The organism is Enterobacter cloacae complex sp. IR5441, assembly GCF_049238215.1.
GTDB lineage: Bacteria > Pseudomonadota > Gammaproteobacteria > Enterobacterales > Enterobacteriaceae > Enterobacter > Enterobacter hormaechei_C.
On record NZ_JBMKIA010000013.1, the window covers coordinates 90,844 to 115,924 of the forward strand.

26 protein-coding genes are annotated in these 25,081 nt (G+C 57.4%); 15 read left to right on the forward strand and 11 right to left on the reverse strand.

Translation table 11 applies throughout. The features are described 5' to 3' along the window. The first annotated feature begins 4 nt into the window (after positions 1–4). The 5 genes from ACOTX5_RS15520 (at position 5) to ACOTX5_RS15540 (ending at position 5,703) form a co-directional block, all read left to right on the forward strand. A complete protein-coding gene (locus ACOTX5_RS15520; RefSeq protein WP_023295304.1) occupies positions 5–1,408 on the forward strand; it encodes a TolC family outer membrane protein in 1,404 nt (467 codons plus the stop codon). Then, positions 1,405–3,597 (forward strand): type I secretion system permease/ATPase, encoded by a 2,193-nt coding sequence (locus ACOTX5_RS15525; RefSeq protein ID WP_045328302.1) that lies wholly within the window; start codon positions 1,405–1,407, stop codon positions 3,595–3,597. Before ACOTX5_RS15520 ends, ACOTX5_RS15525 begins: the two co-directional genes overlap by 4 nt. Next, complete coding sequence (locus tag ACOTX5_RS15530) at positions 3,578–4,777, forward strand: HlyD family efflux transporter periplasmic adaptor subunit (protein ID WP_017382757.1); 1,200 nt, start codon at positions 3,578–3,580, stop codon at positions 4,775–4,777. The genes ACOTX5_RS15525 and ACOTX5_RS15530 overlap by 20 nt, the downstream gene beginning before the upstream one ends. A 250-nt stretch (positions 4,778–5,027) precedes the next feature. Continuing rightward, positions 5,028–5,327: a type II toxin-antitoxin system RelE/ParE family toxin gene (locus ACOTX5_RS15535; protein WP_032654718.1), complete on the forward strand. Its 300-nt coding sequence runs from the start codon at positions 5,028–5,030 to the stop codon at positions 5,325–5,327. A gap of 10 nt (positions 5,328–5,337) precedes the next feature. Further along, positions 5,338–5,703, forward strand: coding sequence for a HigA family addiction module antitoxin (locus ACOTX5_RS15540; protein ID WP_015571639.1), 366 nt, complete (start codon positions 5,338–5,340; stop codon positions 5,701–5,703). Positions 5,704–5,729: 26 nt separating this feature from the next. Here the strand turns inward: ACOTX5_RS15540 and ACOTX5_RS15545 are convergent, their stop codons facing one another. Together ACOTX5_RS15545 and ACOTX5_RS15550 are read right to left on the reverse strand one after the other, a co-directional pair. Continuing rightward, positions 5,730–6,911 carry a PLP-dependent aminotransferase family protein gene (locus tag ACOTX5_RS15545; protein ID WP_017382758.1) on the reverse strand — a complete coding sequence of 394 codons (1,182 nt, stop codon included), beginning with the start codon at positions 6,909–6,911 and terminating at the stop codon, positions 5,730–5,732. 20 nt (positions 6,912–6,931) lie between these two features. Continuing rightward, positions 6,932–7,819, reverse strand: a complete 888-nt coding sequence (locus ACOTX5_RS15550; protein WP_015571641.1) for a LysR family transcriptional regulator — start codon at positions 7,817–7,819, stop codon at positions 6,932–6,934. 97 nt (positions 7,820–7,916) lie between these two features. On the opposite strand from ACOTX5_RS15550, the gene ACOTX5_RS15555 reads away from it, so the two are divergent. Next, positions 7,917–8,519: a short chain dehydrogenase gene (locus ACOTX5_RS15555; RefSeq protein ID WP_017382759.1), complete on the forward strand. Its 603-nt coding sequence runs from the start codon at positions 7,917–7,919 to the stop codon at positions 8,517–8,519. 110 nt (positions 8,520–8,629) lie between these two features. On the opposite strand, the gene ACOTX5_RS15560 is transcribed toward ACOTX5_RS15555, so the two are convergent. From ACOTX5_RS15560 to ACOTX5_RS15585, 6 genes are all read right to left on the reverse strand, one after another. Continuing rightward, a complete protein-coding gene (locus ACOTX5_RS15560) occupies positions 8,630–10,009 on the reverse strand; it encodes an amidohydrolase family protein (protein WP_045911566.1) in 1,380 nt (459 codons plus the stop codon). A gap of 1 nt (position 10,010) precedes the next feature. Further along, complete coding sequence (locus tag ACOTX5_RS15565; RefSeq protein WP_045911567.1) at positions 10,011–10,967, reverse strand: carbamate kinase family protein; 957 nt, start codon at positions 10,965–10,967, stop codon at positions 10,011–10,013. Then, entirely contained in the window at positions 10,964–12,544 is a 1,581-nt protein-coding gene (locus ACOTX5_RS15570) for a hypothetical protein (protein ID WP_045911568.1), read from the reverse strand. The genes ACOTX5_RS15565 and ACOTX5_RS15570 overlap by 4 nt, the downstream gene beginning before the upstream one ends. 11 nt (positions 12,545–12,555) lie before the next feature. Further along, entirely contained in the window at positions 12,556–13,971 is a 1,416-nt protein-coding gene (locus ACOTX5_RS15575) for a DUF1116 domain-containing protein (RefSeq protein ID WP_045911569.1), read from the reverse strand. Continuing rightward, positions 13,971–15,512 (reverse strand): acyl-CoA synthetase FdrA, encoded by a 1,542-nt coding sequence (gene fdrA / locus ACOTX5_RS15580; protein WP_045906887.1) that lies wholly within the window; start codon positions 15,510–15,512, stop codon positions 13,971–13,973. The genes ACOTX5_RS15575 and fdrA overlap by 1 nt, the downstream gene beginning before the upstream one ends. Positions 15,513–15,620: 108 nt before the next feature. Next, a complete protein-coding gene (locus ACOTX5_RS15585; protein WP_045911570.1) occupies positions 15,621–16,226 on the reverse strand; it encodes an ankyrin repeat domain-containing protein in 606 nt (201 codons plus the stop codon). A 320-nt stretch (positions 16,227–16,546) separates the two neighbouring features. On the opposite strand from ACOTX5_RS15585, the gene ACOTX5_RS15590 reads away from it, so the two are divergent. Further along, a complete protein-coding gene (locus ACOTX5_RS15590) occupies positions 16,547–17,476 on the forward strand; it encodes a LysR substrate-binding domain-containing protein (protein ID WP_015571650.1) in 930 nt (309 codons plus the stop codon). On the opposite strand, the gene ACOTX5_RS15595 is transcribed toward ACOTX5_RS15590, so the two are convergent. Further along, positions 17,473–17,631 (reverse strand): YqaE/Pmp3 family membrane protein, encoded by a 159-nt coding sequence (locus ACOTX5_RS15595; protein WP_045911571.1) that lies wholly within the window; start codon positions 17,629–17,631, stop codon positions 17,473–17,475. The two genes, ACOTX5_RS15590 and ACOTX5_RS15595, sit on opposite strands and share 4 nt — an antisense overlap. Before the next feature lie 179 nt (positions 17,632–17,810). On the opposite strand from ACOTX5_RS15595, the gene ACOTX5_RS15600 reads away from it, so the two are divergent. Continuing rightward, positions 17,811–18,329: a rhodanese family protein gene (locus ACOTX5_RS15600; RefSeq protein WP_045911572.1), complete on the forward strand. Its 519-nt coding sequence runs from the start codon at positions 17,811–17,813 to the stop codon at positions 18,327–18,329. A gap of 83 nt (positions 18,330–18,412) precedes the next feature. After that, a complete protein-coding gene (locus ACOTX5_RS15605; protein WP_006811690.1) occupies positions 18,413–18,592 on the forward strand; it encodes a hypothetical protein in 180 nt (59 codons plus the stop codon). A 37-nt stretch (positions 18,593–18,629) separates the two neighbouring features. On the opposite strand, the gene stpA is transcribed toward ACOTX5_RS15605, so the two are convergent. Continuing rightward, positions 18,630–19,034, reverse strand: coding sequence for a DNA-binding protein StpA (gene stpA / locus ACOTX5_RS15610; RefSeq protein ID WP_022651717.1), 405 nt, complete (start codon positions 19,032–19,034; stop codon positions 18,630–18,632). Between the two features lie 497 nt (positions 19,035–19,531). Between stpA and alaE the strand changes: the two genes are divergently transcribed. Then, complete coding sequence (gene alaE / locus ACOTX5_RS15615; RefSeq protein WP_045911573.1) at positions 19,532–19,981, forward strand: L-alanine exporter AlaE; 450 nt, start codon at positions 19,532–19,534, stop codon at positions 19,979–19,981. Between the two features lie 32 nt (positions 19,982–20,013). Here alaE and ACOTX5_RS15620 read toward each other — a convergent pair whose 3' ends face one another. Next, positions 20,014–20,358 carry a DUF2002 family protein gene (locus ACOTX5_RS15620; protein WP_006811693.1) on the reverse strand — a complete coding sequence of 115 codons (345 nt, stop codon included), beginning with the start codon at positions 20,356–20,358 and terminating at the stop codon, positions 20,014–20,016. A gap of 157 nt (positions 20,359–20,515) precedes the next feature. Between ACOTX5_RS15620 and ACOTX5_RS15625 the strand changes: the two genes are divergently transcribed. From ACOTX5_RS15625 to nrdF, 5 genes are all read left to right on the forward strand, one after another. Continuing rightward, entirely contained in the window at positions 20,516–20,842 is a 327-nt protein-coding gene (locus tag ACOTX5_RS15625) for a DUF883 domain-containing protein (RefSeq protein ID WP_017382769.1), read from the forward strand. 243 nt (positions 20,843–21,085) lie between these two features. Then, a complete protein-coding gene (gene nrdH / locus ACOTX5_RS15630) occupies positions 21,086–21,325 on the forward strand; it encodes a glutaredoxin-like protein NrdH (protein ID WP_017382770.1) in 240 nt (79 codons plus the stop codon). Further along, positions 21,322–21,732 carry a class Ib ribonucleoside-diphosphate reductase assembly flavoprotein NrdI gene (nrdI, locus tag ACOTX5_RS15635; protein ID WP_015571656.1) on the forward strand — a complete coding sequence of 137 codons (411 nt, stop codon included), beginning with the start codon at positions 21,322–21,324 and terminating at the stop codon, positions 21,730–21,732. Before nrdH ends, nrdI begins: the two co-directional genes overlap by 4 nt. Continuing rightward, positions 21,705–23,849 (forward strand): class 1b ribonucleoside-diphosphate reductase subunit alpha, encoded by a 2,145-nt coding sequence (gene nrdE, locus ACOTX5_RS15640; protein WP_045911574.1) that lies wholly within the window; start codon positions 21,705–21,707, stop codon positions 23,847–23,849. The genes nrdI and nrdE overlap by 28 nt, the downstream gene beginning before the upstream one ends. Before the next feature lie 9 nt (positions 23,850–23,858). Then, a complete protein-coding gene (gene nrdF, locus ACOTX5_RS15645; protein WP_045911575.1) occupies positions 23,859–24,818 on the forward strand; it encodes a class 1b ribonucleoside-diphosphate reductase subunit beta in 960 nt (319 codons plus the stop codon). Positions 24,819–25,081: the final 263 nt, after the last annotated feature.

Consider the following 25,081-nt stretch of genomic DNA (forward strand, 5'->3'; position numbering starts at 1 on the left):
AGACATGGGAAAGAAGATGCCTTACTGGTGGCTCTCGTGCTGCCTGATATCTGTGCCCGCTATCGCGGCAAACCCTGCGGCGATGATTAATACCGGACAATTAAGCGAAACGCAGGAACTCCCCTCTTTAAATGGTCGCGTGGCGCCCGTAGCCAGCAAAGCCGCCCCCGGCACGCTACAGCTGAATGAAGCGGTTAACCGCGCCGTGACCTGGCATCCGGCCATCAGTGAAGCCGTCGGCAAACTTTATCAGCAGAGCGAAAATGTGGACGTCGCCAAATCGAAATATTATCCGCAAATTAACGCCGGCATGGATAACGGCTATAGCCACGACGGTGACGATAATGGCTTTACCCCTTCGCTGGTGCTTTCTCTTTCGCAAATGCTTTACGACTTCGGCAAAGTCGCAAGCCAGGTACGCGCGGAAAACGCGGGCGTCGCCCAGCAGCAGGCCAACGTGCTGGTGAGCATCGACACCATCGCCCACGATACCGCCATCGCCATGGTGCAGGTGCAGACCTGGCAGCAGATGGTCGAGACCGCCAAAGAACAGCTGGATGCCCTGTCCTCCATCGGCACCCTGACGAAACAACGTAATGATGAAGGCGCAACGTCACTCTCTGACGTGGTGCAGACCGACGCCCGCATCGAAGGGGCGCGTGCGCAGCTGATGCAGTATCAGGCCAGCCTCGACAGCTCGCGCGCCACGCTGATGAGCCTGCTGGGCTGGGACAGCCTGAACGCGGTCAGCAATGACTTTCCGCAGAGCCTGGCCCGCAGCTGCGACATCGCCGAGCCGGACGATCGTCTGGTGCCCTCGGTATTAGCGGCCTGGGCGCAGGCCAACGTCGCGCAGGCTAATCTCGACTATGCCAACGCGCAAATGACCCCTACCGTTTCGCTGGAGCCGGAAGTTCGTCACTACCTGAACGACCGCTACGCCGGCAACGAAACGCGGGACCGCACCCAGTACTCCGCGTGGGTAAAAGTGCAGATGCCGCTCTATCAGGGCGGCGGCCTTACCGCCCGGCGTAACGCCGCCGGACACGCGGTGGAATCCGCCCAGTCCACCATCCAGCGCACCCGTCTTGAGGTGCGGCAAAAACTGCTGGAAGCGCGCAGCCAGGTGATGAGCCTGATGAGCACGCTTCAGATCCAGGGCCGTCAGGAAGCGCTCAGCGCCCGCACCCGCGAGCTGTATCAGCAGCAGTATCTCGATCTCGGTTCCCGCCCGCTGCTCGACGTGCTCAACGCCGAGCAGGAGGTGTATCAGGCGCGCTTTACCCAACAGCAAACCGCCGGACAGCTGCATCAGCTTCAGCTCAACTGTCTGTACAACACCGGGCGCCTGCGTCACGCGTTCGATCTTGAAAACCGCACCATCCAGACCGTGGAGATCCAGCCATGAAGCAACGCGATATTCCGCAGGGTGAAAATATGACGGATGAGGCGCTGGAGCAGTGGGCGCAGGCGTTTGGCTATGTGGCGACGCGCTATCGCGTTGCCTGTTCGCCAGGCTCGCTGATCGCCGGCGCGCCGTGGCTGAAAGGCAAACCGATGGTGCCCGCGCTGACGCAGCTCGCCCGTGAAGCCGGGCTGACATTCCAGCTGCTGACGGCCGATCAGCACGCCATCAACAGCTGGCGTCTGCCGGTGGTGGTGGAGCTGAACGACGGTAAAATCGGCGTGATCGACAATTTCGACGGCGAGGATACGCTTGAGGTCAGCTTTTTCGACGACAGCACGCACACCAACCGCCTGTCGATGAGCGCGATGCTGCCTGCCATCCGCCACGTCATCGCCCTGCGTCCGCTGGCGGCGCTGAAGGACAGCCGCGTGGATGCCTATATCTCAAAATACCGCCCGGACTGGCTCTACCGGCTGGTGATGCGCGACCTTCGCCCTTACAGCTGGGTGATGCTGGCTGCACTGTTCATTAACGTGCTCTCCCTCTCGGGCATCGTCTTTTCCATGCAGGTGTATGACCGGGTGATCCCCGCCCAGTCCTATCCGACGCTCTATGTGCTGACCATCGGGGTGCTGATCGCCACGCTGTTTGGCTTTGTGCTGCGCGTGGCGCGCGGACACATTATGGATCTGCTGGGCAAACGCTCGGATCTGCGCGTCTCGGATCGGGTGTTCGGCCACGCGCTGCGGCTGCGCCACAGCGCCATTCCGCGCTCCACCGGCAGCTTTATCTCCCAGCTGCGCGAGCTGGAGCAGATCCGTGAGATGGTCACCTCCTCCACCATCTCCACCATCGTCGATCTGCCGTTCTTTATCCTGTTTGTGATTGTGCTGGCGATCATCGCCCCGCAGCTGGCGTGGATCGCTCCGGTGGCGGCAGTGATCATGGTCCTGCCTGGCCTGCTGCTGCAAAAGAAGCTGGCGGAGCTGGCGAAGCAGTCAGCGCATGAATCCACCCTGCGCAACGCGGTGCTGGTGGAGAGCGTGCAGGGGCTGGAGGACATCAAGCTGATGCAGGCGGAGAACCGCTTTTTGCAGCAGTGGAACAGCTATATCCAGATCACCGCCGAATCCGGCCTGCGCACCCGCGAGCTGACGCAGAACCTGATCAACTGGGGGATGACCATTCAGAGCCTGGTGTATGCCGGGGTGATCGTGGTGGGCGCGCCGATGGTGATCGACGGCACCTTAACCACCGGTTCAGTGGTGGCCGCCTCAATGCTCGCCTCACGGATGATCGCCCCGATGGCGACGCTGTGCGGCGTGCTGGCCCGCTGGCAGCAGGTGAAGGCGGCCAAAGAGGGGCTGGACAGCATTATGCAGCTGCCGACCGAGAATCAGCGCGAAGAGACGCCGATCCGTCAGGACGTGCTGCGCGGACATTACCTGTTCGAGCAGGCGCAGTTCCGCTATCACCCGGAAGATCCGCGCATGGCGCTGCGCATTAACCGTCTGGAGATCAAAGCGGGCGAGAAAGTGGCGATCCTCGGGCGCAACGGCGCGGGCAAATCAACCCTGTTGCAGGCGATGGCGGGCGGGATGGATCTGGCGGGCGGTGAACTGCGGCTCGACAACCTCAGCCTGCCGCATCTGGACGTGGCTGACGTGCGGCGAAACGTCGGCTTTATGACCCAGAACGCCCGGCTGTTTTACGGCACCCTGCGCGAGAACATCACGCTCGGCATGCCGCGCGCCACCGATAAAGAGATCTTCGAGGTGCTGGAGATGTGCGGCGCGGCCAGCTTTGTGCAGAAGCTGCCGAAGGGGCTGGATTACCCGATTATGGAGAACGGTGTCGGGCTGTCCGGCGGGCAGCGGCAGTCCATCCTGCTGGCACGGATGCTACTGCGCGATCCGAATATCGTGCTGATGGATGAACCGACCGCTTCCCTTGATGAGCATACCGAGCGGGAATTTATTCAGCGCCTCGGAGCGTGGCTTGGCAACCGCACGCTGATTGTCGCGACCCACCGCGTGCCGGTGCTGGAGCTGGTGGAGCGCGTGGTGGTACTCAAAGATGGCATGCTGGTGATGGACGCGCCAAAAGCCCAGGCGCTGAACAACAGCCGTATGCAGCAACAGCAGCAGGCAACCGGACGGGAGTGGAAAAATGAAAATCAGTCAGCGTGACGTTGCCGCAGTAGAAGATCTGGATAACGCGCTCGACTCAGAAAGCGGTTATACCGGTGCCCGGCGCATTGTTTTCTTCTCCCTGCTGATGTTTGTGGTGCTCGGCGTCTGGGCGTGGTTCGGGGTGCTGGACGAAGTCTCAACCGGCACCGGGAAAGTGATCCCCAGCTCACGCGAGCAGGTTTTGCAGTCGCTGGATGGGGGGATCCTCACCGAGCTGAACGTGCACGAAGGGGATCAGGTGCAGGCCGGACAGGTGCTGGCGCGACTGGATCCTACCCGCTCGGAATCCAACGTCGGCGAAAGCGCGGCGCGTTACCGCGCGTCGCTGGCCTCCAGCGCGCGTCTGTATGCCGAGGTGAACGATCTGCCGCTTAAATTCCCGCCGTCCCTGGCGAAATGGACCGACCTGACCGCCGCTGAAACGCGGCTCTACAACTCGCGCCGCGCCCAGCTTGAGGATACCCAGCGGGAGTTGCGCGCCGCGTTAGATCTCGCGAACAAAGAGCTGGCGATCACCCAGCGGCTGGTGAAAACCGGGGCCGCCAGCCACGTGGAAGTGCTGCGCCTGCAAAGGCAGAAAAGCGACCTGGAGCTGAAGCTCACCGACGTACGTTCCCAGTATTACGTGCAGGCCCGTGAAGCGCTGTCGAAGGCCAACGCCGAGGTGGATATGGTGTCAGCGATCCTGAAAGGCCGCGAGGATTCCGTTACCCGTCTGACGGTGAAGTCTCCGGTGCGCGGGATCGTGAAAAACATCAAAGTGACAACGATTGGCGGTGTGATCCCGCCCAACGGTGAGCTGATGGAAATTGTGCCGGTGGACGACCACCTGCTGATTGAAACCCGCCTCTCGCCGCGGGATATCGCCTTTATCCACCCTAATCAGGAGGCGCTGGTGAAAATCACCGCCTACGATTACGCGATTTACGGTGGGCTACACGGGGTGGTGGAGACCATTTCGCCGGACACTATTCAGGACGAAGCGAAGCCGGAGGTGTTCTATTACCGGGTGTTTATCCGTACCAGCCAGGATTATCTGGTGAATAAGGCGGGCAGGCACTTCTCGATCGTGCCGGGGATGATAGCGACAGTGGATATCAAGACCGGGGAGAAAACGGTGCTGGATTATATGATCAAACCGTTTAACCGGGCGAAGGAGGCGCTGAGGGAGCGGTAGTCAAACGCCGGGTGGCGGCTGCGCCTTACCCGGCCTACATTCTCGCAGGCCCGCGCAAGCGCAGCGCCGCCGGGCATTAATCCGCACGCAAGACGTGGAATCCGCCTCGAAGAATTAACCTTTAGTCATGCATCACACTTCCCTTCAGCCATGACCAGGGTAATATTACTCGCAGACAAAACGCACTTGTGCACAGTGTAGGAGTGCATTACTATCCACTCAGCTTCAAGGACTGGAGCTTACCAGCATTATGATTAATCATTATCGGGATCAATGGCTTGAGGATTTTTTTCTCTACGGGAGATCGAGCAATGTTATTCCTTTGAATCTGGAAACAGCGCTTGCAAGAAAGCTCGACATCATCAATGCGGCCATGTCGCACCTGGATTTACGATCGCCACCGGGCAATATGTATGAAGCATTGAGTCCTCCGTTGAAGGGATATTCCTCTATCCGGGTAAACAGACAATACAGGCTTGTATTTCGCTGGTCAGCGGGAAAAGCAGACGATCTCTATCTCTCTCCACACAAGTACACGCAACACAAGTGAGGCATCACCTATGACACTTCAACAGGCACTCCGCAAACCCACCACGCCGGGCGAGGTGTTGCAGTATGAGTATCTTGAACCGCTCAATCTGAAAATCAACGATCTGGCAGAGATGCTAAATGTACACCGCAATACCGTAAGCGCATTGGTCAATAACAATCGCAAACTTACTGCCGATATGGCGATCAAACTGGCAAAAGCCTTTAATACCACTATTGAATTTTGGCTGAACTTACAGCTAAACGTTGATATCTGGGAAGCGCAATCTAACTCCCGCACGCAGGAGGAGTTAAGCCGGATAAAAACCGTTGCGGAAGTCATGGCGAAGCGAAAATCCGGCAAGCCAGACGTTACCCTGCACGGGAACAGCGCATAACGGCATCTGCCATTATGCGCATCCTGTTACAGGGAAATTTTGAGGCGTCGAACCGCTTCTTTAAGCTGCTCATCCGTTGGGGTAACGAAAGACATGCGCAGCGTGGTATGGTCCGGCTCGTTGCAGTAGAAGAACTCACCCGGCACAAACACGACGCCGTTGCTCAACGTTTTTTCCAGCCATTTCGTCGTATTGATGCCGTTGTTCATTTTCGCCCACAGGAACATGCCGCCCTTTGGCTTGTGGAACGACATCACATCGCCCAGCTCCGCTTCCAGTTCCGTTGCAAAGGTCTGGTATTTCTGGCGATAGGCTTCGCGGATCATTTTAATCTGATTCGCCAGACGACCGGTTTTCAGATACTCGTACGTCATCAGCTGCGACAGCGTGCTGGTGTGCAGATCGGTGGTTTGCTTGAGGTTCACCACCGCGCGCTTCAGCCACTCCGGCACCAGCACCCAGCCCACGCGGGTGCCCGGCGCGAGGATTTTAGAGAAGGTGGAGGTGTACACCACGTTATCCTCATTGCCGATATCTTTGGCATGAGCAATCAGCGGGCGGAACGCTTCGTCGGTGTAGTTGATCTCGCTGTACGGGTCGTCTTCGATAATCACGAAGTCATAGCGCTTCGATAATTCCACCAGCTGTTTACGACGCGCTTCGGAGAGCGTCACGCCGCCCGGGTTACCAAAGGTTGGCACGATATAAACCGCTTTGATGGTTTTGGTGGCTACCAGCGCTTCAAGTTCATCCACTTTCATGCCGTCGCCGTCGGTGCCAACGGATTCAAAATTCGCCTGCGCCAGGCCAAAGACCTGCAACGCGGCGAGGTAGGTAGGCCGCTCCACGACGACCGTATCGCCCGGGTTAATTAACGCCCGCGCCAGCACGTCAAGCGATTGTTGCGAGCCGGAAGTAATGACCACGTCATCGGCTTTACAGGCGATGCCGCGACCTTCACAGATGCGTTGGATCTCTTCGCGCAGCCCCGGGACGCCTTCCGTCAGGCCATACTGGAACGCTTCGCCAAAATGCTGAGACAGCACGGCATCAGCAGCGATTTTTAAACCCTCATGATCGAACAGGTCCGGATTTGGAATACCGCCACCCAGCGAAATCACGCCTGCCATTTTGCTATGTTTTAATAATTCACGGATGGCAGAGGATTGCAGGCCCTGCGCGCTGCTGGCGAGTTTGTTTGCAGACATTCTTTACTTACCTTCTTTTTTTATATTGTGCCCAATCTTAGCAGAATATGGGCAATAAATTCCGTTAGCTTAGGCAGCGGCCGCAAATCCTGACGCCACAGTAAATGCACCGGCCTCGGCGCGGGCGTAAACGCTTCCAGAACCCGAACCAGCCTGCCGCTCGCCAGCTCTTCCGCCACCAGCACTTCCGGTTGCAGCAGGAGTCCCGCCCCGGCTCGCGCCGCCATGCGTAAGCCATAGCCGTCATTGCATCGTAAGACGGCATCACGCTTCCAGCGCACTTCGCCTTCCACTCCCGGCAGCCGCCACTCGTTACGCGCCGTCCAGACCGTGTGCGACAGGCACAGGTGATCCACCAGATCGGCTGGCGTTTGCGGCGTACCGTGACGCGCCAGATAATCCGGCGCGGCGCAGATCACCATGTTGTAGGGACACAGATATTTCGCCACCAGATCCTCATTACGGATCTCACCGATACGAATGGCCAGATCGACCCCTTCCTCTACCAGATCCACCATTCGGTTGGTGAGATCCAGTTCGATGCGCACTTCCGGGTAACGCTGCAAAAACGTGGCCGTCAGAGGCGCGATAACGCAGCCGCCAAACGAGGTAGGCGCCGTCACGCGCAGGGTGCCGGCGGGCGTGGCTCGCAGACGCTCAACCGCGTTTTCAGCAATCGAGACCTGCTCCAGCACGCGCCTGGCCTCTTCGAAATAAACGCGTCCGGCATCCGTCAGGCTCTGGCGACGGGTGTTGCGCTCCAGCAGCCGCGTACCGAGCTGCGATTCCAGCTGCGCAATATACTTCCCGACCATTACCGCCGACATCTCCAGCCGGGCCGCCGCGCCGGTAAAGCTGCCGCTTTCCACCACCGCGATGAACGTCTCCATGCCGCGAAGCTTATCCATATTACGAACCTCTGGTTAGCATTCTTCTAACATCAGCCCAGTTTATCTGAATTTTTATTTATTAAAGAATGAAGGCTCACAACATAAGGAGTCTTCTATGAAAATCGTCATTATTGGTGCCAGCGGTACCGTCGGTCGTGCTGTGACAGAAGAGCTAAGCCGTCGCCACGAGGTGATCCGCGTGGGTCGCACGCAGGGCGATCATCAGGTGGATATCACCTCGCAGGCGAGCGTGCAGGCGCTGTTCAAAAAGATCGGTCCGGTGGATGCGATTGTCTCCGCCAGCGGAGGGTTGCACTTCGGCCCGCTCTCAACCATGACCGACGGCGAGTTCAACCAGGGTTTGCAGGATAAGCTGCTGGGGCAGGTTCGTCTGGCGCTGACCGGCCAGCACTACCTGAACGAAGGTGGCTCGATTACGCTGATAAGCGGGATTGTGGCGCACGAGCCGATTGCCCAGGGCGTGAATGCCACCACGGTTAACGCCGCGCTGGAAGGGTTTGTGCGCGCCGCGGCCTGTGAACTGCCGCGCGGTATTCGCATTAATCTGATCAGCCCGACGGTGCTGACCGAATCCGCCGAAGCGTACGACGGCTTCTTCCCGGGCTTTGAAAGCGTTCCCGCCGCGACCGTTGCGCAGGCTTACCGCCGCAGCGTGGAAGGGGTGCAGAGCGGGCGGGTGTATAAGGTCGGTTATTGAACCTTACGGGCGGCGAGTATATGGCATTGCCGGGTGGCGGCTTCGCCTTACCCGACCTACAAAATCTCCGAACCGTAGGCCGGGTAAGCGCAGCGCCACCCGGCACCACATTAGCCCACAGAGCCCCAGACCAGATTCCCCTTATGGAACGTCGCGGTACGCGGAGAGATGCGTGCCACGGCCTCGGCGGAACAGGAGGCATCCACCAGCACAAAGCTGGCGTCGTCCTGCGCTTTCGGCCACGCGCGCTCGCCTTTGTCGTTTAGCGGCAGCACGTCGCCGGTGGCAATGCCCAGCGCGCGCGAAAGCGTCTGCTCATTCGGGCGAATATAGAGCTGTGCATAGAGGTTGGCTTTCTCCAGCATGTCCCCCAGACCGTACGGCGACCAGTGGTCGATCACGCTGTCGGTACCGGTCATGACAAACACGCCTTTATCACGCAGCTGCTTCAGCGGCATGTGCAGAGTGCCAATCGGCACGGTGGAGGCGATGGTCACCTGTTGTGCCGCCATGCGGGTGGCGATCTCATCCACCTCTTGCTCGTTAAGCGTCGCCAGGGCGAAGGCGTGGCTGATGGTCAGCTTCCCCTTCAGCGCCGGCGTTTTCTCCACGGTTTGTACCATGTAGTTCACCGCCGCCACGCCCGCCGGGCTGGTTTCATGCAGATGGATATCCACCCCTTTGTCATAATCCAGCGCAATCTGGAACATGGTGTCGAGGGATTTCTCCATCGCGCCGTCGACGTTGGTCGGGTCCAGCCCGCCCACGTAATGCGCCCCCGCCTGCATCGCCTCGCGCATCAGCTTTTCAGAATGAGACAGCAGCAGGCCGTGCTGCGGGAAGGCAACAATTTCACAGTCAAAACCTCGGCTTCGGCGCGCCAGTACCGCCTGCAAATTTTCCAGGTTTTTCAGGCCGGAAACCGGCTCTATGTTGCAGTGGCTGCGGGCGATGGTGGACCCTTTGGACTGGAGCAGGTCGATCAGCTTTTCGGCGCGTTCTTGCGTGTAGGGCTGTAACTCCGGCAGCAGCTTCTGCTCCAGGCGGATCATGTCCTGGATGGTGGTGCCCGCCGGACGGTTCAGGGAGCGCCACGGGCCGCCGTAGAAGGTTTTGTCCAGATGGATGTGCATGTCGCGCATCGCCGGGAGCATCAGCTTTTTGCCCGCGTCGTAGTGCGGCAGCGAGGCGTCGGCGTGGCTGTTGTTGTCGCGCAGGGCGACGATTTTCCCGTCTTTGATTTCCAGCGTTTTCAGCTCGGTGCGGGTGCTTGTCGCCACGCTGCCGTCGAAGTTAAACCCGGCTTCCAGCAGCACGTTGTCGAGATAGTAATGTTTTGCGGTGATGTTCATCGGTTTACCCGTCTCGCAGGTTGCCTTTGCTGAATCGGCAGCATACGCGACGGAACCCGTGGCGCCAAACAGCGCGCAGGCGGTAACCATTTTGCCGCTCTGGCTGATAAACTCGCGGCGGCTTTTATTCTCACTCATCTTATCTTCCTTCATTAATAATGTGGGTACCCGTTTCACCGCGCAGCGCTGCGGGCAGGCAGTCCGGCGAGGTAATGATTACCCTCCTGCCGCCATGGCGTAAAAATTCCAGCGAGGCGACGATTTTCGGCAACATGCTGCCCGCCGGAAAATGCCCTTCTTCCATGTAGCGCGTCATCTGCGCCACGTTGACGGTATCCAGCGTCTGCTGGTTCGGCTTGCCGAAGTTAACGCACACTTTCTCCACGCCGGTGGTGATCACCAGCACGTCGGCGCGGATCTCGCGCGCCAGCAGCGCGGTGGAGAGATCTTTATCTATCACCGCGTCCACGCTCTGGTAATCGCCCTGTTCACTGCGCACCACAGGAATGCCTCCGCCGCCCGCGCCGATCACCACAAATCCTTTCTGCGTCAGCGCCTTGATGGCATCCGACTCAACGATGCGCCGCGGCTGCGGTGAAGCCACCACGCGGCGATACCCCCGGCCTGAATCCTCAACAAAATGCCAGTCCGGGTGCGCAAGTTGCAGTTCGTCGCGCTGCGCCTCGCTGAAGAACGCGCCGATGGGTTTTGTCGGGTGCGTAAAGCCAGGATCGTTTTTATCCACCTCCACCTGGGTGACGACCGTGACCGCTTTTTGTTCCCCGCGCGCCGCCAGGCGGTTGTTGAGCGCCTGCTGGATCAGGTAGCCGATCCCGCCCTGGGTATCCGCCACGCAGTTCGCCAGCGGGGTCAGCGGCAGCCCTTCCCGCTCGTGGGCGATTTCGGCGCGGCGCAGATCCAGCCCCACCTGCGGGCCATTGCCGTGGGTGAGCACGATGTCATAGTCCGTAGCCAGCATTTCGAGCACCGACTCAGCCACCGCTTTGACCGCCTGCGCCTGATGCTCAATCGACTGGCTGGCGTTGTCTTTGATAATGCTGTTGCCGCCGATGGCGACGACCATAAGCTCTTTCATTTTGTTTCCTTTAGAAGGTGCGTTCTGGTGCCCTCACCCCGGCCCTCTCCCAGAGGGAGAGGGGGATTAACAGAGGTATCCAGCACATGCTTCACCACAAACATCCCGCCCATCATCAGGTAGGCCGTAACGAACATCAGGGAACTGCCCTCGGCAAAGCCCACCACCGGGGCGTGGATCACGCCAAACAGCGCCAGCAGCGCTCCACCGGCCGCCGCGACGGCCCCGCGCAGCGGTTTGTTGAGGATGGCGAAGATGGCGATACAGCCCCAGAGCATGCTGGCGAGCGGCGCGCCGTTGCCGAGATGCATCAGGCCTTCGTAGTAGATCCCCTTGCTGTGCAGCACGTCGGTGCCGATTTTCCCCGCGCTGGTCCCCGCCGCGCTCATCACGCTGTTCATCATGGTCAGCGCCCAGTTGGCGATCCACGGGAACAGGCAGATGAAGATGACGGGCACCTCCACTTTCGGGGTCTCCCTCACCACCTGGTTGGCGGTGACCACGCCGATAAACACCAGGATCGGCACGATAGCGGTCATCGGTATGATGGCGAGCATAAACGCCCCAAGCCCGAACAGCGGCACGATGAACATGGTCACGCCGGACGCCAGGGTGTAGCCGATGCTGGCGCCCATCGCTTTCCAGCCCGGATGGCCGACGTAGACCGTGACCGGGAACGGATTGCCCATCAGGCAGCCGAGCATCGAGGCCAGACCGTTCGCCAGCATTACCTTGCGGGTCGGGTATTCATCCCCTGCCGCATGGGCGCTTTCGATGTTCTCCAGGTCAAAGATGTAGTTCGCCAGCCCCAGCGGTACGGCGGACGCCAGATACGGCAGCGCGTGCGGCAGCCCCTGCATAAAGCTGTCCACGTGCACTTCCGGCGGGTTAAAGCCGAAGGATGACATGGACGCTTTAATGGCATCCGGGCTTTGCAGGCCGGAGATCCACGCAAGCAGAGTACCGGCAATTAACAGCAGCAGGCCGGTCGGGATTTTGGCGAAAATCGGCTTTTTACCGAACCAGTTAATGAAGATCAGCAGCAGGACGATAAACGACACGGTGGGCGCTTCGAACGCCTGCAACATCGGGTTCATCGCCAGCAGCAGCAGGCCAAGACCGGACAGGCACGACAGCAGCACGGTACGCGGGATCATCTTGCGGATGGTTTCCCCCAGGAAGGAACCGCCCGCGAGGATCATCGCTTCCACAAAGCACCACACCAGGCCAATCTGAATCGCGAAATCCGCATCGCCGGTTTGCTGGTAAACCGGCATCAGGACCAGAAAGGTCACGGTAAAAATCGACGGCGCGCTCGGGCCGGACGGCAGCGCGGTGACGTCCGTTCGTCCGGTGGCGCGCGCCATTTGCAGGCCAAACCACGTATAGCAAAGACTCGCCACCAGCACCGCCAGCCCGAAGGCTGGCGCGATGCGTCCATAAACAATCTCCTTCGGGATGCCGACGACAAAAATGAGCAGCCCCATCATGGTCAGCAAATTGGTCAGGTTGTTGGTCATCAACCCGAAATAAGCTGCCCAGTCACCTCTTTTCCACTCCAGTTTCATGTTTTTCATGGATGCATACCTTATAGAACGTAGCGATCGCGGAAGGTTAACAGCGCCTTTTCAAAACAACTAAACGGCGGGTGAACGATGCCCGCCCCAATCATGCCGATCCCGGCGTCCTTGTGGGCAATGGCGGTATTAATGACCGGCAGAATGCCGCTGCCCGCGACCTTCGTGATGTCGATGGCGGTCGGGATGCCCATAAACGACAGCAGTGGAATGGTGACGTTCGGGTTTTCGCCGAGGGTGATTTCGCGCATCTGGCGGGAGAAATCGATGGCTTCCTCCACCGTGCCGCCCACCAGCGCCACGATTGCCGGGGCCGTCGCCATTGCAAAGCCGCCGATGCCGTAGGTTTCGGTAATCGCGCTGTCGCCGATATCCAGCCCGGAGTCTTCCGGCTTATAACCCGCGAACATCGGGCCGATCACCTGCTGCGCCGGGCCGGTGAACCACTGCCCCGGCAGGCCGGAAACGCGCAGGCCGAACTCGTAGCCGTTGCGCGCCATGGTGGTGACGACGGTGCTGTACTCAATGCCGTGGGCGGCATCCAGCGCGGCTTTACACATTGCCATCCACGTCGGGCCGGAGAAGTAGTCGCTGCTGGCGACAAACTCGAACACCTCACGCTGCTGCGCCACTGGATAGCCCGCCTGGATCAGCCCTGGCGTCAGCGCCTGAATAAGCAGCGTGGTGCCCGCGTTGTTGCGGTTGTGGCACTCGTCGCCCATGTGCAGCGCCTGGGCCAGCATCAGGCGCAGGTCGATTTCGCCGATAATCTTCATCGCGTCGCGCAGCATCGGGCCGAGCACGTCGCGCATCCAGTTCAGGCGCTCGATCACGCTCTGGTCGTTAGCCCCCATGCGCAGGATCTTCGCCATCTGCTCGCTGAGGTTGGTGAAGGCGCGGTTGCCGTAAGTTTTGTTCTCAACGATGTGCATAAACATCGACGCGGAGGTGACGCCCGCCATGGAGCCCACGCAGTCGTGCTCGTGGCACGGCGAGAAGGTGATGTCGCCTGACGCCGCCAGCCTTGCCGCGTCCTCCAGATCCGTCGCCAGCCCTTCAAACACCAGCGCGCCGGTAACCGCGCCTTTCATCGCCCCGCACATGTTTTCCCAGGTAACAGGCGGACCGGCGTGCAGAATGGTCGTGCGGGTCATGCCCGGCACCACGTTGATCGCCTGGTCATAGCCCACCAGCACCGGATGGGACTGAATAATCCGCTCCAGGGCAATTTTGTTCGCGGCGGCGATTTTCTCCGCCAGCGGTTTTTCCGCCAGCTGATCGAGCGCGTCCACTACCTGCATATTGCCCTGCCCCGGCGGCGTCCAGTCGAGTTGGGTCACGGGAACGTGCTGTTTTTTGAGGTCATCGCTGAACATCGCAATCCCGACGTTAATCACGTTCAGCGGCTGGTTGAATAAGGTCGTCATTATGCTCTCTCCCCTTTGCAGACAAATTCGCGTGCCAGTAATCCGGTATTGGTGCTGCTGCTGGCCCAGATGACGCCTGCGTCAGTCAGCAGCTGGCACTGCTGCGCCAGAGACTGCGGATCCTGATCGGTGCCGAGCACGTAGCCGAGAATTTCCAGCGGACGGTTGTCGGCTTTCGCGATCGCCTGTGCCTCTTTGATCGCCTCGATCATCACCCCCACCGGATCGTCGTGCGCGCCAAAGCCGAGCACGAAATCCATCACGATCACCCCCACCTGCGGATCGCGCGCCTCCTGTAGCAGGCGGCTGATGCGGTTGGTCGGGTCGATCATCGGGTGTGGTTTGCCGTTGGTGAAGTCATCGTCACCGAAATCAAGGAAGGTGTGGGCCTGGCTGACGCTGATATCTTTCAGACGCCTGGCCGGGTCCGGCTGGATGTTGCTGTAAACATCGTCAAACTTCTCCAGCGCGGCAAACATCGCTTCGTCGCACAGGGTGCCGCCGCAGAACAGGCCGCGAATGTACTTCTGTTGCGGCGTCAGGCGGGCGCGTACCTCTTCGATCAGCGGCCAGTTGAGCGGATGTAAATCCAGGTCGTCTTTTTTAATGCCGGTAAGCAGCACCGCTTTCAGGGCCGCCTCTTTGGTGCCACGAGCAAACTGCAAACCGTCTTCATCGGCTGGCGGTTCGTTGCGGCCCAGGAAGCACACAACCACAGGCTTGCGGCAGGCGCGCGCACGGGCCAGTACTTTCTCAGCCACCGCGGGTGCAGGCGGTTTGGAGATGAGCGCTATCACCCGGGTCGCGTCGTCCGCCTCCAGCATGTCGATGGCATCGAGCATCATCAGGCCGCCGATCTTCTCGCTGAGATCGCGTCCGCCGGTACCGATCAGCTGCGACACGCCGCCGCCGAACTCATGAATGCGCACGCTCAGCTCCTGGCTGCCGGTGCCGGAGGCGCCAACGATGCCAATCTGCCCGCGACGCACCGCGTTGGCGAAGCACAGCCCCGCACCGTTGATAATGGCGGTGCCGCAGTCTGGCCCCATCATCAGCAGACCCTTTTCATGCGCCAGCTGCTTCAGCGCCAGCTCGTCGTCGAGCGAGACGTTATCGGAGAACAGCATCACGTTAAGATCGTTTTCCAGCGCCTGGCGCGCTTCCCGGGCGGCGAAGGTGCCGTTGACGGAAATCACCGCAAGGTTGCTGTCCGGACGATGGGTTTTGGCGCTGGCAATCGTCGCGTAGCGTGCTTCATGGGAGCCCGTGCGCTCTTTACGCGTGAATAACGCTTCAATGGCGGCGAGGGTTTCCTCATTCGCCGCATCGCCTTTAATAACGATCATCAGGTCGCCGTTTTTCGCGTCCGCTAATTCCGGCGTTAATAGCCCGAGGTTTTTTAATACGCCTTTGTTCATTTCCGTCGCCATCGCCACAAACGCCTGCTCGACGCCCGGCAATTTATTGGCTTTGGTGGAAACCGACATTAAGGAAACCGAATCGAAATACGTATTCTTTTTTATGACGATTTTGGTTGGCATTATTTTCACCTGTTTAAGATAAAAGGGGGCCGCCGTCGTGCTAAATGCACGTCGGTAACAATGCGTTTATTGATTAACGGCCAGCCAGGGGAAGGCTGACCGAATGCGCTATGCGCCTGCCGCCAGCAGCAGGTCTGCGATCGCGTTGAAGCCTTTTTCCCGCGCCAGTTCGAGCGGGGTTTTGCCGTATTTATCGGTCATGTGCGGGTTCGCGCCGTGATCCAGCAGCAGCTTCACAATTTCCTGCTGCTTTGCGCCGCCGTCATTTAATACGATGGCCTCCAGCAGCGGCGTCCAGCCGACAAAATTGGTGTGGTTGACGTTGATGTCGGTTTTTTCCAGCAGCTCACGCACGATTTCAACGTGCCCTTTTTCACTGGCAGGGGTAATGCCCACGCCGCCAAAGCGCGTCAGACGGTCGAGATCCGGATTCGCCGGAAGGACAATGCGCAGCAGGGTTAAATCATTGGTCAGGCAGCCGATCAGGAAGGGGTTAAAACAGGTCTGGTCCTGTTTATCAATATCCGCCCCGGCGGCAATTAAAAACTCCACACAGGCGTAATGCTTTTTCAGGCTGGCAATAATAATGGCGGTTCTTTTCTGGCGGTTGGTCGCGTTAATATCCACGCCTTTCTCCAGGCAGGCTTTTAGCGCGTCGATATTGCCCTCTTCTGCCGCCAGCAGAAATTCTGTAACCCGTGCAGTTGCAGACATATTCAGACTCCCTATGTTTCACTTCTGATGACCTGAGAATAGCAACAGCCTGGTCATAAAAGAATCCGCTTAAAAATGATTCATCGACACGCAATTCATTGTTGAGTTAAATTCAACGGTCCGGCAGAAACGTGCGTCTGTGCAACCTTTTTCTTATGTTTTACCGCGTTTACGCGCTTCAGGCTGCATTATCCTTATGGCTGAAAAAGCCTTACACAGCGCGGCCCTACGTAAAAAGCCAGAACTGTGACCGGCATCAACTATGATGTAACACCGCTGTTAAAAAATGTTCAAAACTGATGGTCACCAGGAGCCATAATATGAATTCCATCTTTACCGAAGAGAATTTGCTGGCCTTCACCACCGCGGCACGTTTTGGCAGTTTCAGCAAAGCGGCTGCCGAGCTGGGCGTGACCACCTCCGCCATCAGTTACACCATCAAACGCATGGAGACCGGACTGGACGTGGTGCTGTTTGTACGCAACACGCGCAGCATTGAGCTGACAGAATCCGGTTTTTACTTTTATCGTAAAGCGACCGACCTGCTGAATGACTTTCATGCCATCAAGCGCGGGATTGATACCATTTCTCAGGGCATTGAGACGCGGGTGCGCATCTGCATAAATCAGCTTTTGTATACGCCACGCCATACCGCGCGTCTGCTCCAGGTGCTGAAAAAACAGTTTCCCACCTGCCAGATCACGGTGACGACCGAGGTGTATAACGGCGTCTGGGATTCCATCATTAATAATCAGGCCAACATCGCCATTGGCGCGCCGGATACGCTGCTGGACGGCGGCGGCATTGATTACACCGAGATAGGCGCGATCCGCTGGGTATTTGCCATCGCGCCCACCCATCCGCTGGCGTTCGCCCCGGAGCCCATTTCCGAAAGTCAGCTGCGTCTGTATCCCAATATCATGGTCGAGGACACCGCGCATACCATCAACAAGAAGGTGGGCTGGCTGCTTCACGGCCAGGAGGCGATTCTGGTGCCGGACTTCAACACGAAATGCCAGTGTCAGATCCTGGGGGAAGGTATTGGCTTTTTACCGGAATATATGACGCGTGAGGCGGTGGAGGACGGGCTGCTGGTAACGCGGCGGATCAATAATCCACGTCAGGATTCGCGCATGCTGCTCGCCACGCAGCATGCGGCGACCGGTCAGGTCACGCGCTGGATCAAACAGCAGTTTGGCCCGGAAGGCGTGCTGACCCGAATCTACAGTGACTTACTGTGGCGTACCTAGCTCTTCGTCTGAACCCAAAATGCGTGGATAAGACCGGGGAAGTAGCCCAGGATAGTCAGAAGGATATTCAGCATAAACGCCCAGCCCAGCCCCTTGCCAAGCAGCACGCCCAGCGGCGGGAGAATAATCGTAAAAACAACGCGCCAAAAACCCATAAAACACTCCGTGCAAGCTAACCAATTGAAAATTATAAAAGACACTTCTCTAAGCGTAGCCAGTTTACGGTTAACTGCCATTCGTCTCTCGCGCTTTTACCTGCCTTTACCCTCTTTACACTGGCTTAAACCCCGCCTTAAATGCTCTACTGTTCCGAAATTGTCCGTAAGGAAACACAATGTCTCTTCCTCTTATTACGCCGCAGCAGGCAAACGCGCTGATTGCTGAAGGCGCCAGACTTATCGATATTCGCGACCCCGACGAGTATGCCCGCGAGCATATTCCGGCGGCGCACTCCATTCCGCTGGATTCGTTACCCGGCGGGCTTAACGCAGCGCCGGGAGAAACGGTGATTTTCCACTGTCAGTCCGGCGCACGAACCTCAAACCATGCTGCTCGTCTGGCGCAGGCAGCGTCCCCTGCGAACGCCTTTGTGGTTGAGGGAGGCATTCAGGGCTGGAAGCAGGCCGGGCTGCTGACCGTTGAAGATCGATCGCAGCCGCTTCCGCTGATGCGTCAGGTGCAGATCGCCGCCGGACTGCTGATCCTCTGCGGCGTGGTGCTGGGTTACAGCGTCTCCAGCGGCTTTTTCCTGCTGAGCGGTTTTGTGGGCGCCGGGCTGTTGTTTGCCGGTGTGACAGGTTTTTGCGGTATGGCGCGACTGCTGAAAGTGATGCCGTGGAACCGACGTACCTGATAAGGGGTATCTGAAAGATTAGGCTGTACCCCGCCCCCGGACGTGGGCTATGGTGAAGATCATGACAATGATGAGGAGGTGCTATGTTTTCTGTCGGTGATTATGTCCAACCGCGTCAGGGCGGTCCGAAACTGAAAGTGCTCGAAGTGAATGGTGAAAACATTGTGGCCGTGCAGGCCAGCAATGAGCAGGGCGAGAAATATCACCTGAAAGCGGCGGACGTGGTTCTGTACTCCGAAGAAGGTGACTTTGGCGTCTGCTAAGTCAATAATCGGGCGGAATAGACCGCCCGAATAATCATCAGATCAGGAAATCGTCCAGCGATTTCCCGTTTGCCAGTGCGGTCGCAATTGGCTTTGGCGTACGCCCCTGGCCGGTCCAGGTTTTTTCTTCACCGTTCGCGTCAATAAAACGATATTTCGCCGCACGCGCTTTACGTTTTTTCGTCGGCTGACCCGCCTGCGCCAGGTCACTGCCTAACAGATCGCTCGGAGAAATACCGTCAGCTTTCATCAGTTCCAGCAGAGCATTAATTTTATCCTGCTGTTCAGCGCGTTGACGCTCTAATTCAGCCTGCTCGCTGCGTTTTTCTTCAGTGACAATCCGGAATTTTTCCAGCACTTCTTCCAGAACATCCATGGATAATTCACGTGCCAGCGCCCGGAGGGTACGAATATTATTAAGATTCTGTAACGTTAAAGCCATAATAATGAAAAACCTTTCTTCGTGTGTATAACATAAATCAGGCAACAGAATAATTGATTTTGGTTCTGATATCTACCCACCCTGACGTTTTGACATTATTGTAAATGTTTTAGAATATCCCGTTAATATAACCCCGAAATATATGTCTGTTTTAATGTGTAATATACCGCCCTTCCCCTGACCACAAGCTCCTGTTTAAAACAGTTCAAAAAACCGCCTCCACTCGCCCACACAACAGAGGTTTCACACGCACACAGACAAACTAATCCATTGATATATTTCACTAAAATAGGCTCGAGGAGAGAAAATAACGAAGCGCGCAAAAAAACGCACAATTTTAGAGAATTTTATGGCTAAAGCGCCTGTAAATAAAAATTAATCACTACTTGTTAGTTAAAATCCAGAGAGATACGCTATACACTCAAAACAAACCAACCTAAAGCACTAAAGGCCGCAGGTAAAACGCCACTTTTTTGTCCTGTTCGAGGAGTTCAGACATGTTCTCACCGCAGTCTCGCCTGCGCCATGCGGTAGCGGATACGTTCGCGATGGTCGTTTACTGTTCCGTCGTGAATATGCTGATTGAAATTTTCCTGTCGGGAATGTCCTTTGAGCAATCCCTCTCGTCGCGCCTGGTGGCCATTCCGGTGAATATCATGATTGCCTGGCCGTACGGCCTGTATCGCGATACAGTGATGCGTTTAGCCCGGCGTATTAGCCCGGCGGGTTGGGTAAAAAACCTGGCGGACGTGCTGGCTTACGTAACGTTCCAGTCCCCGGTGTATGTGGTTATTTTGCTGACGGTGGGCGCAGACTGGCATCAAATCGCCGCTGCGGTAAGTTCAAATATCGTGGTATCCATGCTGATGGGTGCGGTGTACGGTTACTTTCTTGACTACTGCCGCCGCCTGTTTAAAGTCAGCCCTTATAGCCAGGCAAAAGCGTAAGGTAAGGCGACTGGCTCATGCCAGTCGCAGAGTTATTGTACGTCGCCAAACAGTCCTTTCAGGAACCGCTCCAGCGCCATACGCGAGCTGAAACCGTGCGGAATACCATAATGTTCATGCGTCTCGCCGCCTAAATAGAGCGGAAATTGCTGATAATGATCGCAGGTTTTAATATCCGAGGCGGGCTCAGCAAATGACAGGCTTCTGTCTTTAAGTGTCGGGTGAATAATGAGAGCAGTACGCCCCATTCTTGCTTCACGGTTGACGTAAACATAATTCTCACCACGGCGATATCCGTACGCTTTTGATGTTACCTCATCCATGGTGAACCCTTCTTTTTCAAGAACGCGCGCCACCTCATCGGGTCGTAAATACATATCTTTTCCTCATTATCATTCCTGCCCGGAACCTTACAGTATTCAGCATTAGCAGGGCTTTCAGAATATTCCATAAACTGCCCGATAAGCCGTGACTCGCTTCAGATATTACATTTCTGGACTAAACTAAACGGGAACACAAATTATGGAGGATCGTATGTTTAACAGACCGAACCGAAACGATATTAATGACGACACACAGGATATTCGTAACGATGTCAGCCAATTAGCGGACACGCTGGAAGCCGTATTGAAATCCTGGGGCTCTGACGCGAAGGACGAAGCGGATGCCGCGAAACGTAAGGCTCAGTCTCTGCTGCGTGAAACGCGGGCAAGGATGAATGGCCGCTCACGTACCACTCAGGCGGCCTGCGACATGGCCAGCTGCGCCACCACCTTCGTACGTGAAAAACCGCTTTGTACGCTGGGAACGGTCGCGGCGGTCGGGATTTTTGTCGGCGCCCTGCTTAGCCTGCGTAAGTAAGCGCGCGTTCTTAGCCCCGGTAGCCTCAGGCGCCGGGGCTTTTCTGTGCCTGAAAGCCTGAAAGAACCGCGCAGCCCGCCCTGCCCCGCCAGGCTCATCATCGGGGCCTTATTAATCTGAATTTCCCATATCTTGTGTGGTTGAAACTTATCGCAACTACATCTAGTATTCCCTTTAGCAAGACACATACAACATGACGCGTTTACTCGCGCCGTCCTCTCATTCTAAATGGAAATACGAATCATGAGCATTATTATTTACACTCGTAACGATTGTGTTCAGTGCCACGCCACGAAACGGGCAATGGAGAGCCGCGGCGTGGCATTTGAGATGGTCAATATTGATCAGGTGCCCGACGCGGCAGACACCCTGCGGGCGCAGGGGTTTCGTCAGCTTCCGGTTGTCGTTGCCGGCGACACCAGCTGGTCTGGCTTCCGTCCGGACATGATCAATCGCCTTGCCGCTCAGGGCGTCAGTGCATGAGCACGCTGGTCTACTTTTCCAGCAGCTCGGAAAACACGCTTCGGTTTATGGAGCGTCTCGGGCTGCCCGCGATACGCATTCCGCTGAACGAGCGGGAGCGTATTCAGGTAGACGAACCCTACATTCTGGTGGTGCCCAGCTATGGCGGTGGCGGCACCGCAGGGGCGGTGCCTCGTCAGGTGATCCGCTTTCTGAACGATCCCCATAACCGGCAGCTGATTCGCGGCGTGATCGCCGCAGGCAATCGCAACTTCGGCGAGGCCTTTGCCCGCGCCGGGGATGTCATCTCTCAAAAATGCGGCGTGCCGTATCTCTATCGTTTTGAACTGATGGGGACACAGCAGGACGTAGAGAACGTGCGTAAAGGAGTGAACGAATTTTGGCAACGACAACCGCAGAACGCGTGATTCAGGCGACGCCGGATTACCACGCATTAAACGCCATGCTAAACCTCTATGACCGGGAGGGGCGCATTCAGTTTGGCAAAGATCGTGAGGCGGTGGACGCCTTTTTTGCCGCTCACGTACGCCCCAACAGCGTCGTCTTTGGCAGCCAGCAGGAACGTCTCGACTGGCTGGTAAAAGAGGGTTATTACGAAGCGCGTGTCCTGACCCGCTACGACCGCGCCTTCGTGGTGGCATTGTTTGAGCGGGCGCATGCCAGCGGTTTTCGCTTCCAGACGTTTCTCGGCGCGTGGAAGTATTACACCAGCTACACCCTGAAAACCTTTGACGGCAAACGCTATTTAGAAAGCTTTGAAGATCGGGTGGTGATGGTGGCGCTGACGCTGGCGCAGGGCGATGAAGCGCTGGCCGAACGACTGATGGAGGAGATCCTCTCCGGCCGCTTCCAGCCCGCCACGCCAACGTTCCTTAACTGCGGCAAAGCCCAGCGCGGCGAGCTGGTCTCCTGCTTCCTGCTGCGTATTGAAGACAATATGGAGTCGATTGGCCGCGCGGTAAATTCGGCGCTACAGCTTTCGAAACGCGGCGGCGGCGTGGCGTTTCTGCTCTCGAACCTGCGGGAAGCGGGCGCGCCGATTAAGCGCATCGAAAACCAGTCCTCCGGCGTCATCCCGGTGATGAAGATGCTGGAAGATGCCTTCTCATACGCCAACCAGCTTGGCGCACGTCAGGGCGCGGGCGCGGTTTATCTGCACGCGCACCACCCGGACATTCTGCGTTTTCTGGATACCAAACGTGAAAACGCCGACGAAAAGATCCGCATCAAAACCCTGTCGCTCGGCGTGGTGATCCCGGATATCACGTTTAAGCTGGCTAAAGAGAATGCCGACATGGCGCTCTTCTCACCGTATGACGTTGAGCGGATTTACGGCAAAGCCTTTGGCGACGTGGCGATAAGCGAGCTGTACGACGAGCTGGTGGCCGACGATCGCATTCGCAAAAAAACCATCAACGCCCGCGATTTCTTCCAGACGCTGGCTGAAATTCAGTTTGAGTCCGGCTATCCGTACATCATGTACGAGGACACGGTGAACCGCGCTAACCCGATTGCCGGGCGCATCAACATGAGCAATCTGTGCTCGGAGATTTTGCAGGTCAACAGCGCGTCCAGCTACGACGAGAACCTCGACTACGCGGACGTGGGCAAGGATATCTCCTGTAACCTCGGGTCGCTGAATATTGCCCACACCATGGATTCACCCGATTTTGGCCGCACGGTAGAGACCGCCATTCGCGGGCTCACGGCGGTATCGGACATGAGCCACATCCGCAGCGTGCCGTCCATTGAGGCGGGCAATGCCGCGTCGCATGCCATCGGCCTTGGGCAGATGAACCTGCACGGCTATCTGGCGCGGGAGGGCATCGCCTACGGCAGCCCGGAAGGGCTGGATTTCACCAACCTTTATTTCTACACCATCACCTGGCATGCGCTGCATACCTCGATGATGCTGGCGCGCGAACGCCACCAGCGGTTCGCAGGCTTTGAGCAGTCGCGCTACGCCAGCGGAGAGTATTTCAGCCAGTATCTGGAAGGCGACTGGCAGCCGAAAACCGAAAAAGTACGCGCGCTGTTTGCCCGCGCTGGCATCACCCTGCCGACGCGTGAGATGTGGCAACAGCTGCGTGAAGAGGTGATGCGCTACGGCATCTATAACCAGAACCTTCAGGCGGTGCCGCCAACCGGCTCCATTTCCTATATCAATCACGCCACGTCGAGCATCCACCCCATCGTGTCGAAGATTGAAATCCGTAAGGAAGGCAAAACCGGGCGTGTCTACTACCCTGCCCCGTTTATGACCAACGAGAATCTGGCGCTGTACCAGGACGCCTATGAGATCGGCCCGGAAAAGATCATTGATACCTACGCCGAGGCGACTAAACATGTGGATCAGGGGCTGTCGCTGACGCTCTTCTTCCCGGACACCGCCACCACGCGGGATATCAACAAAGCGCAGATCTACGCCTGGAAGAAAGGCATCAAAACGCTGTACTACATTCGCCTGCGTCAGCTCGCGCTGGAAGGCACCGAAATTGAAGGCTGCGTGTCCTGCGCGCTGTAAGGAGAAAGGATGAAACTGTCTCGCGTAAGCGCCGTTAACTGGAACAAAATTCTGGATGATAAAGACCTGGAGGTCTGGAACCGCCTGACCAGCAACTTCTGGCTGCCGGAAAAGGTGCCGCTCTCCAACGATATTCCGGCCTGGCAAACCCTGAGCCATGCCGAGCAGCAGCTGACAATCCGCGTCTTTACCGGCCTGACGCTGCTGGACACCATTCAGAATACCGTGGGTGCGCCCGCGCTGATGAGTGATGCGCTGACCCCGCACGAAGAGGCGGTAATGTCGAATATCAGCTTTATGGAGGCGGTCCATGCCCGCTCCTACAGCTCGATTTTCTCCACCCTGTGCCAGACCAGAGACGTGGACGCGGCCTACGCCTGGAGTGAAGAGAGCGCGTCATTGCAGCGCAAGGCAGATCTGGTGCTGGAATATTACCGGGCCGACGAGCCGCTGAAGAAGAAGATCGCCAGCGTGTTCCTGGAATCTTTCCTCTTCTATTCCGGCTTCTGGCTGCCTATGTACTGGTCGAGCCGGGGCAAGCTCACCAACACCGCCGATTTGATTCGCCTCATCATCCGCGATGAAGCGGTACACGGGTATTACATCGGCTATAAGTATCAGAAAGGGCTGGAGAAAGTCAGCGCGGAAAAACGCGAGGAACTCAAAGGTTTTGCCCTCGATTTACTGATGGATCTGTATGACAACGAGCTGAGCTATACCGAAGAGCTGTACGCCGGAACGGGCTGGGAAGAGGACGTAAAAGCCTTCCTCTGCTATAACGCCAACAAGGCGCTGATGAACCTGGGCTACGAAGCGTTATTCCCACCAGAAATGGCGGAGGTGAACCCGGCGATCCTCGCGGCGCTGTCGCCCAACGCCGATGAAAACCACGACTTCTTTTCCGGGTCCGGCTCGTCGTACGTGATGGGTAAAGCGGTGGAAACGCAAGACGAGGACTGGGATTTTTAATGAATGAATTAACGTTCATTAATTAACTCTGCATTTCATTATTTCCAGCCGAATATTCCACTACGTACTACACTGTAATTTCCCCGTCATATTCGCCTGAATCACACCGATTCAGGCGAAATTTCCCGATGCAGCAGCAAAAAATTGAGAAAAATTCAAACCGCCCTCAGCCCTTTATTCATGGGAAATTCAGCCGTTTCGCTTGCGGCAAAATTCCGCCATCAGGCCGGTCTAGGGTTGTCTCAGATTCTGAGTATGTTAGG